The organism is Streptomyces barringtoniae, from assembly GCF_020819595.1.
GTDB classification, from domain to species: domain Bacteria; phylum Actinomycetota; class Actinomycetes; order Streptomycetales; family Streptomycetaceae; genus Streptomyces; species Streptomyces barringtoniae.
This window is the reverse complement of sequence record NZ_JAJHNP010000021.1, coordinates 35,128-48,761: the sequence shown is the minus strand read 5'-3', so window position 1 is coordinate 48,761 and position 13,634 is coordinate 35,128. Positions and strand designations below refer to the sequence as shown.

The following is a 13,634-nucleotide window of genomic DNA, read 5'->3' as shown; positions in this document are numbered from 1 at the left end:
GTGCCGGGAAGTCTGGTCGGCGACGCCGTCGACGACCCGTGCGACGGCGTGATCATCGTCGTACGACCCGGAGGTCCCCGCCGTGGCCGCGCTCAGGACCCGCAAAGCCCCCCGGAAGGCACTCGGACGCCTCTCCCTGCCGGAGCGGACGTTCGTCGCGGACGCGCTGCGGACCGAGACCGTCGGCGGCGTCCTGCTGCTGCTCGCCGCCGTGGCGGCGCTGATCTGGGCAAACGTCCCCGCCCTGCACCACAGCTACGAGACCGTCAGCCACTTCCGCCTCGGCCCCGGCGCGCTCGGCCTGAACCTCTCCGTGGAGCACTGGGCCGCCGACGGGCTCCTCGCGGTGTTCTTCTTCGTCGCGGGTATCGAGCTCAAGCGCGAACTGGTCGCCGGGGACCTGCGCGACCCCAGGGCGGCCGTGCTGCCCGTGGTGGCCGCGGTGTGCGGCATGGCCGTACCCGCGCTCGTCTACACCCTCACCACCCTCACCGGGCACGCCTCGACGCAGGGCTGGGCGGTGCCCACCGCCACCGACATCGCCTTCGCGCTCGCCGTCCTCGCGGTCATCGGCACCTCCCTGCCCAGCTCCCTGCGCGCCTTCCTGCTCACCCTCGCGGTGGTCGACGACCTCTTCGCGATCCTGATCATCGCGATCTTCTTCACCGACCGGCTGAACTTCGCCGCGCTCGGCGGGGCCGCCGCCGGACTGGCCGTCTTCTGGCTGCTGCTGCGCAAGGGCGTACGCGGCTGGTACGTGTACGTGCCGCTCGCCGTGGTGATCTGGGCGCTGATGTACAACAGCGGCGTGCACGCCACCATCGCCGGTGTGGCGATGGGCCTGATGCTGCGCTGCACCACCCGGGAGGGTGAGCAGCACTCGCCCGGCGAGCACATCGAGCACCTGGTGCGGCCCCTGTCCGCCGGGCTCGCCGTACCGATGTTCGCGCTGTTCAGCGCCGGGGTGACGGTCTCCGGCGGGGCGCTCGGGGATGTGTTCACCAGGCCGGAGACGCTCGGCGTGGTGCTCGGGCTGGTCGTCGGCAAGACGCTCGGCATCTTCGGCGGCACCTGGCTGACCGTCCGCTTCACCCGCGCCTCCCTCAGCGAGGACCTCGCCTGGGCCGACGTCTTCGCGGTGGCCGCCCTCTCCGGCATCGGCTTCACCGTCTCCCTGCTCATCGGCGAACTCGCCTTCGCCGGCGACGCGGTCCTCACCGACGAGGTCAAGGCGGCCGTCCTCACCGGATCGCTCCTCGCGGCGCTGTGCGCGACGGTCCTGCTGAAGATGCGCAACGCCCGGTACCGCAGGCTGTGCGAGGAGGAGGAGCGCGACGAGGACCTCGACGGCATCCCGGACGTCTACGAGCAGGACGAGCCGGCCTACCACCTGCGCATGGCCGAGATCCACGAGCGCAAGGCCGCCGAACACCGGCGGATCGCCGCCGAGAAGGCCGCCGCGGCGCGCCACGGGCTTCAGGAAGTGCCGGGCGGGGCAGGCGAGGAGGACGACCGTCCGGCATGATCTGACGAGACGGTACAAAACCAGACGGCCACACGAGCGGGCCCGCCGGCCGCGTACGACGGCAGTACGACAGTGGTACGACGGCACGACGGCACGCCCGCGGCACGAGACACCTCGCAAGGGAGAACGCGATGAGCGCACCCGACGGCAGCCCGGTCGGCGCCGAACGCAGCATCGGCCAGCTGTTCGCCTCGGCGACGACCGAATTGTCGGCGCTGGTGCACGACGAGATCGCCCTGGCCAAGGCCCAGCTGAAGCAGGACGTCAGGCGCGGCGCGGTCAGCGGCGGCGCGTTCACGGCGGCCCTGGTGCTGCTCGTCTTCTCGCTCCCGATGCTCAACTTCGCCCTCGCCTACGGCATCCGGACCTGGAGCGGCTGGAACCTGGCGATCTGCTTCGTGCTGTCGTTCGCGGCGAACGTGGTCCTCGCCGGCCTCCTCGCGCTGATCGGCCTGGTGTTCGCGAAGAAGGCCAAGAAGGCCCAGGGCCCGCAGAAGGTGGCCGCCTCGATGAAGGAGACGGCGGGCGTGCTGCAGAACGCCAAGCCGCACCCCCGTGCGGAGCTGCCCGAGGACCGGGCGCCCGCGGCCATCGAGACTGTGGCACGCTCGTCGTCATGACGGACCCCGCCCCCTCGGTCGTACGGATCGAAGGTCCCTGGACGCACAGGGACGTCGCCGCCAACGGCGCCCGCTTCCACATCGCCGAGCTCGGCGACGGCCCCCTGGTGCTGCTGCTGCACGGCTTCCCGCAGTTCTGGTGGACCTGGCGGCACCAGCTGGTCGCGCTCGCGGACGCGGGCTACCGGGCGGTGGCGATGGACCTGCGGGGCGTCGGCGGCAGCGACCGCACGCCCCGCGGGTACGACCCGGCCAACCTCGCGCTCGACGTCACCGGCGTGATCCGCTCGCTCGGCGAGCCGGACGCGGCGCTGGTCGGCCACGACCTGGGCGGCTATCTGGCGTGGACGGCGGCGGCGATGCGGCCCAAGCTCGTACGGCGGCTCGCGGTCGTCTCGATGCCGCATCCGCGGCGCTGGCGCGCGGCCATGCTGCGGGACGCCCGGCAGACGACCGCCAACTCCTACATCTGGGGCTTCCAGCGGCCGTGGCTTCCGGAGCGTCAACTCACCGCCGACGGTGGTGAGTTGGTGGGCCAGCTGATCCGGGAGTGGTCCGGGCCGCGGCCGCCGGAGGACGAGGCGGTGGAGGCCTACCGGCGGGCCATGTGCATCCCGTCGACGGCGCACTGCTCGATCGAGCCGTACCGCTGGCTGGTGCGCTCGCTGGCCCGTCCGGACGGCATCCAGTTCAACCGCAGGATGAAGCGGCCGGTGCGGGTGCCCACGCTCCATCTGCACGGCTCGCTGGACCCGGTGACGCGCACCCGCAGCGCGGCCGGATCGGGCGAGTACGTCGAAGCGCCGTACCGCTGGCGCCTGTTCGACGGCCTCGGCCACTTCCCGCACGAGGAGGATCCCGCCGCCTTCTCCGCGGAGCTCGTCAACTGGCTGAAGGATCCCGAGCCGGACCGGTGAGGATCACCCGTATCGGTGATGGACACCGGTGACCGTGCGGTGACGGTTCGATGCGCGGAGTATCCGGTTCCTGAACAGTTGTCCCTCGAACGGCCACATGCCTGCCGCATAGGCCAATTGGGCGGCGCTCAGGCGGTTATCGACCTTCGGGCGAGGGCACACGTCGGGGTATGGGCTGGACGCACGACTACAGTGACGCACCCCGCAACCGCCGCTCCGCCGCCGGTGTGGGCACGCCTCAGCGAGGCAACCCGCAACTCGCGGAAGGAGACCTCCGCGTGGGAATCCCGCGCATCCTGCGCCGCCGGGCCCGCTGGGTCTCGATGCGTCTGCGTCATCCGCGCGGCTGAACACCCGGACCGGCCGACCGGGCCTCACAGCGCGCAGCTGTCGGTACCCACCTGCTCGTTCGCCGTACGTCCCCGCTGGATGTCGGGCTGGATCTCGTCCGCCGTGAGGGCGTAGCCGGTCTGGGCGTCGTCGAGGGACTTGGCGAACACCACGCCGTAGACGCGGCCGTCCGGGGTGAGCAGCGGGCCGCCCGAGTTGCCCTGGCGGACGGTCGTGTACAGCGAGTAGACGTCGCGGCGGACGGTGCCGCGGTGGTAGATGTCCGGGCCGTTGGCCGTGATGCGCCCGCGCACGCGCGCGGCGCGCACGTCGTACGAACCGTTCTCCGGGAAGCCCGCGACGATCGCGCCGTCGCCGCCGGCCGCGTCCTGCCCGGAGAACCGCAGGGCGCTCGCCTTCAGATCGGGTACGTCGAGCACGGCGATGTCGCGCTTCCAGTCGTACAGGACCACCTTGGCGTCGTACTTGCGGCCCTCGCCGCCTATCTGCACGGTGGGCGCGTCGACGCCGCCGACGACGTGCGCATTCGTCATGACCCGGCGGTTGGCGAAGACGAAGCCCGTGCCCTCCAGGACCTTGCCGCAGCTCTGGGCGGTGCCGGTGACCTTGACGATCGAGCGCTGGGCCCGCACGGTGACCGGGCTGTTCGCGAGGGCGGGGTCGGGCGGCTGGACGTCCTTGATCGGCTCGTTGGCGAACGGGCTGAAGACCTGCGGGAAGCCGTTCTGCGCCAGGACGGAGGAGAAGTCCGCGAACCAGGTGTCGGCCTGGGCGGGCAGCGCCCGGGAGACGCCGAGCAGCACCTTGGAGCCGCGGACCTCCCTGCCGAGGGTCGGCAGGGTGGTGCCGGCCAGGGCGGATCCGATCAGCCAGGCCACCAGCAGCATGGCCACGACGTTGACCAGGGCGCCGCCGGTGGCGTCCAGGGCGCGGGCCGGGGACCAGGTGATGTACCGGCGCAGTTTGTTGCCCAGGTGGGTGGTCAGGGCCTGGCCGACGGAGGCGCAGACGATGACGACGACCACGGCGACCACGGCGGCGGTGGTGCCGACGTCCGCGTTGTCGGTCACGGCGTCCCAGATCACGGGCAGCGTGTATACGGCGACGAGGCCGCCGCCCAGGAACCCGATCACCGACAGGATGCCGACGACGAAGCCCTGGCGGTAGCCCACGACCGCGAACCACACGGCCGCGACCAGCAACAGGATGTCCAGCACGTTCACGGGTTCACCCTGTCATGACCGCCAGTCGAGTGGGACCTTGTTCTCCCTGTCCCAGGGGCGCTCCCAGCCCGCGAAATGCAGCAGGCGGTCGATCACCCCGGCCGTGAAACCCCACACCAGGGCCGATTCGACCAGGAATGCGGGGCCTCGGTGGCCGCTGGGGTGAACGGTGGTGGCGCGGTTGGCGGGGTCCGTGAGATCCGCCACGGGGACCGTGAAGACCCGCGCCGTCTCGTTCGGATCGACGACACCGACCGGGCTGGGCTCGCGCCACCAGCCGAGCACGGGCGTGACGACGAAACCGCTGACCGGGATGTAGAGCGCGGGCAGCACACCGAAGAGCTGGACGCCGGAGGGATCCAGGCCGGTCTCCTCCTCCGCCTCGCGCAGCGCGGCCCTGAGCGGTCCGTCGGTGTGCGGATCGCCGTCCTCGGGGTCGAGCGCGCCGCCGGGGAAGGACGGCTGTCCGGCGTGCGAGCGCAGGGAGCCGGCGCGCTCCATCAGCAGCAGCTCCGGGCCGCGCTCGCCCTCGCCGAACAGGATCAGCACGGCCGACTTGCGGCCCGAGCCGTTCTCCGGCGGCAGGAAACGGCTCAGCTGGAGCGGCTCGATCGTCTCGACGGCCCGCACCACGGGCGCCAGCCACTCGGGCAGCCCCTCCTTGCTGAGTGTCACCGCGCCGCCCCGCGTCTCACTGGCCTTCGCCATCGCCACCCCCGTCGCTCTGCCTGTCCAACGCCCGAGGACCCCGAGATCGTTCCGTCACGCGGCCCCCAGTGGCGGGGCCGGCCTGCCGCCCGCGTCGAGGTAGGCCTGCGGGGGCTTCAGGCGCTGGCCGGGGAAGCCGCCCTTCTCGTACTTCAGGAGCTTCCTCGCCTTCTCCGGGTCGGTCTCGCCCTCGCCGTAGGCCGGGCAGAGCGGGGCGATCGGGCAGGCGCCGCAGGCGGGCTTGCGGGCGTGGCAGATACGGCGGCCGTGCCAGATCACATGGTGCGACAGGTCGGTCCACTCGGTCTTCGGGAACAGCGCGCCGACGGCCGCCTCGATCTTGTCCGGGTCGCTCTCCGCGGTCCACTGCCAGCGGCGCACGAGCCGCTGGAAGTGCGTGTCCACGGTGATTCCCGGCCGCCCGAAGGCGTTGCCGAGCACGACGAAGGCGGTCTTGCGACCTACGCCGGGCAGCTTGACCAGGTCCTCCAGCCTGCCGGGCACCTCGCCGCCGAACTCCTCCGCGAGGGCCTTGGAGAGCCCCATGACCGACTTGGTCTTCATCCGGAAGAACCCGCAGGGGCGCAGGATCTCCTCGACCTCCTCCGGGTTGGCGGCGGCCAGGTCCTCGGGGGTCGGGTACTTCGCGAAGAGCGCCGGGGTCGTCTGGTTGACGCGCAGGTCGGTGGTCTGGGCCGACAGCACCGTGGCTACCAGCAACTGGAAGGGGTTGTCGAAGTCCAGCTCGGGGTGGGCGTACGGGTACACCTCGGCGAGCTCGCGGTTGATGCGGCGGGCGCGGCGGACCAGGGCGGTCCGGGACTCGTCCGTCGGCGGCTTCACGGCGACCTTCTTGACGGGCGCCGCCTTCTTCACGGCCACGGCCTCACCCGTCGCCACGACCTTCTTGGCGGGGGCGACCTTCTTGGCCGCGGCGGTCCTCTTCACCGAGGTCGCCTTCTTCGCCGGCGTGGCCTTCTTCGCCGGCGTGGCTTTCTCGGCCGGCGTGGCCTTCCTGGCCGAGGCCGCCTTCTTGCCAGGCACCGCCTTCTTGGTCGGCGTGGCCTTTTTTGCCGTTTTTCCGGTTTTCCTACTACCGCCGGAGCCCTGTTCGCCCACAGCGGAATCGCGACGTACAACCACCCGCTAAGCCCCCTTGGCCTGTGCTCTCACCGGCGATTTGGACACCCGGCCAGCCTAGAGCCCGGCACCGACATCCGCCCCGGACCCGGTGGATCGGCCCCCGATTGGACCCCTGGCGCTTACCTCGGGACACCTGTGCGGCATCCTTGTGACAGATCACACTGTTTGGACCGTCCGGCAAAATGGGGAACACGGTCCCCTGGCACTCGGGGGAGCAAGATCCCCTGAGCAGGTCGACAAGGAGAGAACTCAGTGGACGACGTTCTGCGGCGCAACCCGCTCTTCGCGGCTCTCGACGACGAGCAGGCCGCGGAGCTTCGCGCCTCCATGAGTGAGGTGACCCTCGCACGCGGCGACTCCCTGTTCCACGAGGGCGACCCGGGCGACCGGCTGTACGTCGTCACCGAGGGCAAGGTCAAGCTGCACCGCACCTCCCCCGACGGCCGCGAGAACATGCTCGCCGTCGTCGGCCCCGGCGAGCTGATCGGCGAGCTGTCGCTCTTCGACCCGGGCCCCCGTACGGCGACCGCGACCGCGTTGACCGAGGTCAAGCTGCTCGGTCTCGGCCACGGCGACCTCCAGCCCTGGCTGAACGCCCGCCCCGAGGTGGCCGGCGCCCTGCTGCGCGCCGTCGCCCGCCGTCTGCGCAAGACCAACGACGCCATGTCCGACCTGGTCTTCTCCGACGTCCCCGGCCGCGTGGCGCGCGCCCTGCTGGACCTCTCCCGCCGCTTCGGCGTGCAGTCCGAGGAGGGCATCCACGTCGTCCACGACCTCACCCAGGAGGAGCTGGCCCAGCTGGTCGGCGCCTCGCGCGAGACCGTGAACAAGGCCCTGGCGGACTTCGCCCAGCGCGGGTGGCTCCGCCTGGAGGCGCGGGCGGTCATCCTGCTGGACGTGGAGAGGCTGGCCAAGCGCTCGCGCTGACGCCGGTCCAGGCCGTACGACCCCAGGGTCCGCTTCTCGCGAGCCGGGCCCCGCTGTCGTTGCCGCGGGGGCTGCGCGGTGCCGCCCTGGCCGCCGATGACGGCCGCGCCGAAAATGTGCCGCACGGCCGCATCACAGACGGCACAGTTGCCCCATGGCTGAAACGATCCGTCGGCCCGGGCTCGACGACCAGGGCTTCATCGCGCGCGAAGGCTCCCTCGCGCGCGTGCCCGACGTTTTCCGCCCCGTCGTGGCCGCGGCGCGCGACGGGCTGCTGGAGGTCTTCGGGCCCCGGCTGCACAGCGCCTACCTCTACGGATCGATCCCGCGCGGCACCGCGCGCGTGGGCCGCAGCGACCTTGACCTGCTGGTCGCACTCCGGGACGAGCCGGCCGACGCCGACCGGCACGCCGTACGGACGCTCGGCGAGGCGGTCGACAAGGAGTTCCCGCAGATCGACGGCGTCGGCACGCTGCTGTACGGCAGGGACCGGCTGCTGGGCGAGCTGGAGCGGTACGACCTGGCCTGGTTCGTCGCCTGTCTGTGCACCCCGCTGCTCGGTGAGGACCTCGCCGAGCACCTGCCGCGCTACCGCCCCGACTCCCTGCTCGCCCGCGAGACCAACGGCGACCTGGCGCTGTGGCTGCCCCGCTGGCGGAAGCGGATCGCGGACGCCGAGGACACCGAGGAGGCCCGGCGCCCCCTCGTGCGCTTCATGTCCCGGCATCTCGTCCGCACCGGCTTCACGCTCGTCATGCCCCGCTGGAACGGCTGGACCAGCGACCTGCGCGAGATGGCCGAGGTGTGCGGCACCTACTACCCCGAGCGGGCCGCACAGCTGCGTACGGCGGCGCGGTACGGCCAGGAACCCGCAGGCGATCCGGAGGCGCTGCGGTCGTACGTGGACGACCTCGGCCCCTGGCTCGCCGACGAGTACGCGCGCGTGCACGGCGTGAAGGCCCCGCGCCCGGAGGACTGATGCCGGAGGACTCCGACGGCGGCGGAAAGACCGCCGCCCGCCGTCCGGTCACCGGGCACGAGGACATGGCCCGGTAGAACGCACCGGGCGCTCGGCGGCTAGATCAGCCCGTGCTCGCTCAGGTAGTCCAGCTGGGCCCGTACCGACAGCTCCGCCGCCGGCCACAGCGAGCGGTCCACGTCGGCGTACACGTGGGCGACGACCTGGGCCGGGGTGCGGTAGCCGTCCTCGACCGCCGTCTCCACCTGGGCGAGGCGGTGGGCGCGGTGGGCGAGGTAGAACTCGACGGCGCCCTGGGCGTCCTCCAGGACCGGCCCGTGGCCCGGCAGCACGGTGTGCACGCCGTCGTCCACGGTCAGGGACCGCAGCCGGCGCAGGGAGTCCAGGTAGTCGCCCAGACGGCCGTCCGGGTGCGCCACGACCGTCGTACCGCGCCCGAGGATGGTGTCGCCGGTCAGCACGGCCCGGTCGGCCGGGAGATGGAAGCTCAGCGAGTCCGCGGTGTGCCCGGGGGTCGGTACGACCCTCAGCTCCAGGCCGCCGACGGTGATCACGTCCCCGGCGGCCAGGCCCTCGTCGCCCAGGCGCAGCGCCGGATCGAGGGCACGCACGCGCGTGCCTGTGAGTTCCGCGAAACGGGCGGCACCCTCGGCGTGGTCGGGGTGGCCGTGGGTGAGCAGGGTGAGGCCTATGCGCTTGCCGGCCTTCTCGGCGGTGTCGACGACGCTGCGCAGATGGCCGTCGTCCAGCGGGCCCGGGTCGATCACCACGGCGAGATCGGAGTCGGGCTCGGCGACGATCCAGGTGTTGGTGCCGTCGAGGGTCATCGCGGAGGCGTTGGGCGCGAGGACGTTGACGGCCCGTTCGGTGGCGGGGCCGGACAGCACTTGACCGCGGGGCTGGCCCGGCAGCGTGCTTGCGTCGGTCATGCGGGGCCTCCACCCGTCGTCTCGGCCGTCGTCGGAGCCGTCGGAATGTGCTTGGTGAACTCCTCGTGCCCCGGCCAGGACAGGACAATCTCGCCGTTCTGGAGGCGGGCGCGGGCCAGCACCGGTGTCATGTCGCGCCCGGAGGCCGCCGCGAGCGTCTCGGCGGCGGTGGCGTACGGCGTCAGCTGGCGCAGGGTGGCGATGGTGGGCGGCATCATCAGCAGCTCGCCCTTGTCGTAGCGGGCGGCGGCCTCCGCGGGACGGATCCACACCGTGCGGTCGGCCTCCGTGGAGGCGTTCCGGGTGCGCTGTCCCTCGGGCAGGACGGCCACGAAGAACCAGGTGTCGTAGCGGCGGGCCTCGAACTCCGGGGTGATCCAGCGGGTCCACGCGCCCAGCAGGTCCGAGCGCAGCACCAGACCGCGCCGGTGAAGGAACTCGGCGAAGGACAGCTCGCGCGCGACCAGCGCGGCCCGGTCCGCCTCCCAGTCCTCCCCGGTGGTGTCGCCGACGACCGACTCCGCGTCGGGTCCGGCGAGCAGCACGCCGGCCTCCTCGTACGTCTCCCGTACGGCCGCGCAGACGATCGCCTGGGCGCCCGACTCGTCGACGCCGAGCCGCTCCGCCCACCACGCGCGCGTGGGGCCCGCCCAGCGCACCAGACGGTCGTCGTCTCGCGGGTCGACACCGCCCCCGGGATAGGCGTACGCGCCTCCGGCGAAGGCCATGGAGGCGCGTCTGCGCAGCATGTGGACCGCGGGGCCGTCCGGTGTGTCCTTCAGGAGCAGCACCGTGGCCGCGCGCCGGGGGGACACCGGGGTGAGGGTGCCGTCCGCGAGCGCGCGGATACGGTCCGGCCACTCCGGGGGGTACCACTGACCGTTCGCCATGGGCGGAGGCTATCCCGTGTAGGGCGAATGTTCGAGAGGTGCCCGAGGTCAGAGGCGTTCCGGTCGGTTCGGGTGGGTTACTGGGCGAGTTCCACCTGGATCTCGACCTCCACCGGGGCGTCCAGCGGCAGCACCGCGACGCCGACCGCGCTGCGCGCGTGCACGCCCTTGTCGCCGAGGACCTCGCCGAGCAGTTCGCTGGCGCCGTTGACGACACCGGGCTGGCCGGTGAAGTCGGACGCGGAGGCGACGAACCCGACGACCTTCACCACGCGCGCGATGCGGTCCAGGTCGCCGACCACGGACTTCACGGCGGCCAGCGCGTTCAGCGCGCAGGTGCGGGCCAGGTCCTTGGCCTCCTCCGCCGTGACCTCGGCGCCCACCTTGCCCGTGACGGGCAGCTTGCCCTCGACCATCGGCAGCTGGCCGGCGGTGTAGACGTACACACCGGACTGCACGGCCGGCTGGTACGCGGCCAGCGGCGGTACGACCTCCGGCAGGGTCAGGCCCAGTTCGGCCAGCTTGGCCTCGACCGCGCTCATGCCTGCTTCTCCCGCTTCAGGTAGGCCACGAGCTGCTCGGGGTTGTTCGGCCCGGGCACGACCTGGACGAGCTCCCAGCCGTCCTCGCCCCAGGTGTCCAGAATCTGCTTCGTGGCATGGACGAGCAGCGGCACGGTTGCGTATTCCCACTTGGTCATGGGGCCGACTGTAGCCGCTGTGGCCGGTGGGGCAGGCGGCCGACCGCCGGCGGCGTCGTCCACGGGCGGAGCGGCCGGTGTGACCTTCGTTATCCACAGCCTCCCGCGTGAGTGTCGAGCGGACTGGTTAGTCTCGAAGGCGTGAGCAGGCTCCAGGTCGTCAGCGGCAAGGGCGGGACCGGAAAGACGACGGTCGCCGCCGCACTGGCGCTGGCCCTCGCGACCGAAGGGAAGCGGACGCTTCTCGTGGAGGTCGAGGGCCGGCAGGGCATCGCCCAGCTCTTCGAGACGGAGGCGTTGCCGTACGAGGAGCGGAAGATCGCGGTCGCGCCCGGGGGCGGCGAGGTGTACGCCCTCGCCATAGACGCCGAACTGGCCCTTCTGGACTACCTCCAGATGTTCTACAAACTGGGCGGCGCGGGCCGGGCCCTGAAGAAGCTCGGTGCGATCGACTTCGCCACCACCATCGCGCCGGGCATCAGGGACGTCCTGCTCACGGGCAAGGCGTGCGAGGCCGTGCGCCGCAAGGACCGCTCCGGCCGGTTCGCGTACGACTACGTCGTCATGGACGCCCCGCCGACGGGCCGCATCACCCGCTTCCTGAACGTCAACGACGAGGTGGCGGGCCTGGCGAAGATCGGGCCCATACACAATCAGGCGCAGGCGGTGATGCGGGTGCTGAAGTCGCCGGAGACGGCGGTGCACCTGGTGACGCTGCTGGAGGAGATGCCGGTCCAGGAGACCGCCGACGGCATCGCCGAACTGCGCGCGGCACGGCTGCCGGTGGGCCGGGTCATCGTGAACATGGTCCGGCCGGAGGTGTTGGACGCCACCGACCTGGAACTCGTACGGACCGTGCGGCGTTCCTCCGTTGCACAGGCGTTGTCGGCGGCCGGTCTGGGCGGAGCCCGGCGCGGCGGGAACGCGGAGAAGCTGGTGGACCCGCTGCTGGACCAGGCGGCGGAGTACGCCGAGCGGTACGCGCTGGAGCAGGACCAGCGCGCGGTCCTCGGCGAGCTGGGCCTGCCACTGGGCGAACTGCCGTTGCTCACCGAGGGCATGGACCTGGCGGGCCTGTACGAACTCGCCACCGAGCTGCGGAAGCAGGGGTTGACATGAGTCCGGACCCGGCCGAGGCACCCGAGGCACGCGGCACAGCGCAGACGGCCGCGGGGCCGGCGAAGGCTGCGGGGCGGGAGAGGGCCGCAGGGCCGGCGCACGCCGTGGAGCGGGAGAAGGCCGCGGCGCCGGCGAAAGCCATGGGCTCGGCGAAAACCACGGGCCCGGCGAAGACCACGGGCCCGGCGAAGACCGCAGGTCGGGAGAAGGCCGACGGGCCGGTGAAGGCCGACGGGTGGGAGAGGGCCCACGGTCTCTCCCCCGCGCGCGTGCTGGACGTCGACCCGCTGCTGGACGACCCGAAGACCCGGATCGTGGTGTGCTGCGGCTCGGGCGGGGTCGGAAAGACGACGACCGCGGCGGCCCTCGGCCTGCGGGCGGCCGAGCGGGGCCGCAAGGTGGTCGTGCTGACCATCGACCCGGCCCGTCGGCTGGCCCAGTCGATGGGCATCGACTCCCTCGACAACGTCCCGCGCCGGGTGAAGGGCACCGAGGGCGAGGGCGAACTGCACGCCATGATGCTCGACATGAAGCGCACCTTCGACGAGGTCGTGGAGGCGCACGCGGACCCCGAGCGGGCGGCCACGATCCTGGCGAACCCCTTCTACCAGTCGCTCTCGGCGGGCTTCGCGGGCACGCAGGAGTACATGGCCATGGAGAAACTGGGCCAGCTGCGCGCGAAGGACGAGTGGGACCTGATCGTCGTCGACACCCCGCCGTCCCGCTCGGCGCTGGACTTCCTGGACGCGCCGAAGCGGCTGGGCTCCTTCCTGGACGGCCGCCTGATCCGCCTCCTCACCGCTCCCGCCAAGCTGGGCGGACGCGCGGGCATGGCCTTCCTCAACGTCGGCATGTCGATGATGACCGGCACGCTCGGCAAGCTGCTGGGCGGTCAGCTGCTGAAGGACGTGCAGACGTTCGTGGCCGCGATGGACACCACTTTCGGCGGGTTCCGCACGCGCGCGGACGCCACGTACAAGCTGCTCCAGGCGCCCGGTACGGCATTCCTGGTGGTCGCGGCCCCGGAGCGGGACGCGTTGCGCGAGGCGGCGTACTTCGTGGAGCGGCTGGCCGCGGAGAGGATGCCGCTGGTGGGCCTGGTGCTGAACCGGGTCCATGGCAGCGGCGCAGGCCGGCTGTCCGCCGAGCGGGCGCTCGCCGCCGCCGAAAATCTTGAGGACCCCCGCATTGTGGATCAGGGGGGCGGGAAAGCTGGACTTCGTAACTCTCCCGACTCATACGGCAGTTCGCGATCTCCCGCATCCGAGGCCGCAACCGACGCCCCGGCTTCCGAGGAAGGCTCCCCCGCCGATACGGAGCGCACCGTCGACCGGCTCACCGCGGGTCTGCTGCGACTGCACGCCGATCGCATGCAGCTGCTCTCGCGCGAGCAGCGCACGCGTGACCGTTTCACCGCCCGCCACCCCGAGGTGGCGGTCGTCGAAGTAGCCGCGCTGCCCGGCGATGTCCACGACCTCGTCGGCCTGCGCGACATCGGCACCCGGCTGGCTGCGGGCGCCACCACGCGGACGGAACTGCCGTAGCACGGCCAGGGGCCGCGGCTACCGGTCCGCGTGACACCGGGCGTGGCAGACGGTCGTAC

General features: G+C 72.0%; 15 protein-coding genes. 8 read left to right on the top strand and 7 right to left on the bottom strand.

Translation table 11 applies throughout. The annotated features are described in order from the left end of the window. Window positions 1-82: 82 nt before the first annotated feature. The 4 genes from nhaA (at window position 83) to LMU33_RS31395 (ending at window position 3,412) form a co-directional block, all read left to right on the top strand. Complete coding sequence (gene nhaA, locus LMU33_RS31410; protein WP_228624169.1) at window positions 83-1,525, top strand: Na+/H+ antiporter NhaA; 1,443 nt, start codon at window positions 83-85, stop codon at window positions 1,523-1,525. Window positions 1,526-1,656: 131 nt separating this feature from the next. Continuing rightward, window positions 1,657-2,145: a phage holin family protein gene (locus LMU33_RS31405; protein ID WP_228624168.1), complete on the top strand. Its 489-nt coding sequence runs from the start codon at window positions 1,657-1,659 to the stop codon at window positions 2,143-2,145. After that, entirely contained in the window at window positions 2,142-3,062 is a 921-nt protein-coding gene (locus LMU33_RS31400) for an alpha/beta fold hydrolase (RefSeq protein ID WP_228624167.1), read from the top strand. The genes LMU33_RS31405 and LMU33_RS31400 overlap by 4 nt, the downstream gene beginning before the upstream one ends. A 170-nt stretch (window positions 3,063-3,232) precedes the next feature. After that, window positions 3,233-3,412 carry a hypothetical protein gene (locus LMU33_RS31395; protein WP_228624166.1) on the top strand — a complete coding sequence of 60 codons (180 nt, stop codon included), beginning with the start codon at window positions 3,233-3,235 and terminating at the stop codon, window positions 3,410-3,412. A gap of 24 nt (window positions 3,413-3,436) precedes the next feature. Here LMU33_RS31395 and LMU33_RS31390 read toward each other — a convergent pair whose 3' ends face one another. From LMU33_RS31390 to nth, 3 genes are read right to left on the bottom strand one after another with little or no spacing between them, the layout of a single operon-like run. Then, window positions 3,437-4,636, bottom strand: coding sequence for a MarP family serine protease (locus tag LMU33_RS31390; protein WP_228624165.1), 1,200 nt, complete (start codon window positions 4,634-4,636; stop codon window positions 3,437-3,439). A gap of 12 nt (window positions 4,637-4,648) precedes the next feature. After that, on the bottom strand, window positions 4,649-5,344 hold the full coding sequence (locus LMU33_RS31385) for an NUDIX hydrolase (RefSeq protein WP_228624164.1): 696 nt from the start codon (window positions 5,342-5,344) through the stop codon (window positions 4,649-4,651). Window positions 5,345-5,398: 54 nt separating this feature from the next. After that, window positions 5,399-6,388 (bottom strand): endonuclease III, encoded by a 990-nt coding sequence (gene nth / locus LMU33_RS31380; protein ID WP_308280826.1) that lies wholly within the window; start codon window positions 6,386-6,388, stop codon window positions 5,399-5,401. A 351-nt stretch (window positions 6,389-6,739) separates the two neighbouring features. Here nth and LMU33_RS31375 point away from each other — a divergent pair, with 351 nt between their 5' ends. Both LMU33_RS31375 and LMU33_RS31370 read left to right on the top strand, forming a co-directional pair. Further along, window positions 6,740-7,414 carry a Crp/Fnr family transcriptional regulator gene (locus LMU33_RS31375; protein ID WP_014674022.1) on the top strand — a complete coding sequence of 225 codons (675 nt, stop codon included), beginning with the start codon at window positions 6,740-6,742 and terminating at the stop codon, window positions 7,412-7,414. A gap of 154 nt (window positions 7,415-7,568) precedes the next feature. Next, entirely contained in the window at window positions 7,569-8,393 is an 825-nt protein-coding gene (locus LMU33_RS31370) for a nucleotidyltransferase domain-containing protein (RefSeq protein WP_228624163.1), read from the top strand. A gap of 98 nt (window positions 8,394-8,491) precedes the next feature. Here LMU33_RS31370 and LMU33_RS31365 read toward each other — a convergent pair whose 3' ends face one another. The 4 genes from LMU33_RS31365 to sp36 form a co-directional block, all read right to left on the bottom strand. Continuing rightward, complete coding sequence (locus tag LMU33_RS31365) at window positions 8,492-9,322, bottom strand: MBL fold metallo-hydrolase (protein ID WP_228624162.1); 831 nt, start codon at window positions 9,320-9,322, stop codon at window positions 8,492-8,494. Further along, a complete protein-coding gene (locus tag LMU33_RS31360; protein ID WP_228624161.1) occupies window positions 9,319-10,212 on the bottom strand; it encodes an NUDIX hydrolase in 894 nt (297 codons plus the stop codon). Before LMU33_RS31360 ends, LMU33_RS31365 begins: the two co-directional genes overlap by 4 nt. 77 nt (window positions 10,213-10,289) lie before the next feature. Next, window positions 10,290-10,754, bottom strand: coding sequence for a RidA family protein (locus LMU33_RS31355; RefSeq protein WP_228624160.1), 465 nt, complete (start codon window positions 10,752-10,754; stop codon window positions 10,290-10,292). After that, window positions 10,751-10,912, bottom strand: coding sequence for a Sp36 family protein (gene sp36, locus LMU33_RS31350; protein ID WP_003975360.1), 162 nt, complete (start codon window positions 10,910-10,912; stop codon window positions 10,751-10,753). The genes LMU33_RS31355 and sp36 overlap by 4 nt, the downstream gene beginning before the upstream one ends. 141 nt (window positions 10,913-11,053) lie before the next feature. On the opposite strand from sp36, the gene bagA reads away from it, so the two are divergent. Beyond that, entirely contained in the window at window positions 11,054-12,031 is a 978-nt protein-coding gene (bagA, locus tag LMU33_RS31345) for an ATPase BagA (protein ID WP_228624159.1), read from the top strand. Between the two features lie 140 nt (window positions 12,032-12,171). Continuing rightward, entirely contained in the window at window positions 12,172-13,575 is a 1,404-nt protein-coding gene (gene bagB / locus LMU33_RS31340; RefSeq protein WP_372478087.1) for an ATPase BagB, read from the top strand. The last annotated feature ends 59 nt before the right edge of the window (window positions 13,576-13,634 follow it).

What these genes read in the sequence shown, in the direction of transcription:
- LMU33_RS31405 (WP_228624168.1), top strand. Translation starts at nt 1,657, where the DNA reads ATGAGCGCACCCGACGGCAGCCCGGTCGGCGCCGAACGCAGCATCGGC.
- LMU33_RS31400 (WP_228624167.1), top strand. Translation starts at nt 2,142, where the DNA reads ATGACGGACCCCGCCCCCTCGGTCGTACGGATCGAAGGTCCCTGGACG.
- LMU33_RS31395 (WP_228624166.1), top strand. Translation starts at nt 3,233, where the DNA reads ATGGGCTGGACGCACGACTACAGTGACGCACCCCGCAACCGCCGCTCC.
- LMU33_RS31385 (WP_228624164.1), bottom strand. Translation starts at nt 5,344, where the DNA reads ATGGCGAAGGCCAGTGAGACGCGGGGCGGCGCGGTGACACTCAGCAAG.
- LMU33_RS31370 (WP_228624163.1), top strand. Translation starts at nt 7,569, where the DNA reads ATGGCTGAAACGATCCGTCGGCCCGGGCTCGACGACCAGGGCTTCATC.
- LMU33_RS31365 (WP_228624162.1), bottom strand. Translation starts at nt 9,322, where the DNA reads ATGACCGACGCAAGCACGCTGCCGGGCCAGCCCCGCGGTCAAGTGCTG.
- LMU33_RS31360 (WP_228624161.1), bottom strand. Translation starts at nt 10,212, where the DNA reads ATGGCGAACGGTCAGTGGTACCCCCCGGAGTGGCCGGACCGTATCCGC.
- LMU33_RS31355 (WP_228624160.1), bottom strand. Translation starts at nt 10,754, where the DNA reads ATGAGCGCGGTCGAGGCCAAGCTGGCCGAACTGGGCCTGACCCTGCCG.
- sp36 (WP_003975360.1), bottom strand. Translation starts at nt 10,912, where the DNA reads ATGACCAAGTGGGAATACGCAACCGTGCCGCTGCTCGTCCATGCCACG.
- bagB (WP_372478087.1), top strand. Translation starts at nt 12,172, where the DNA reads ATGGGCTCGGCGAAAACCACGGGCCCGGCGAAGACCACGGGCCCGGCG.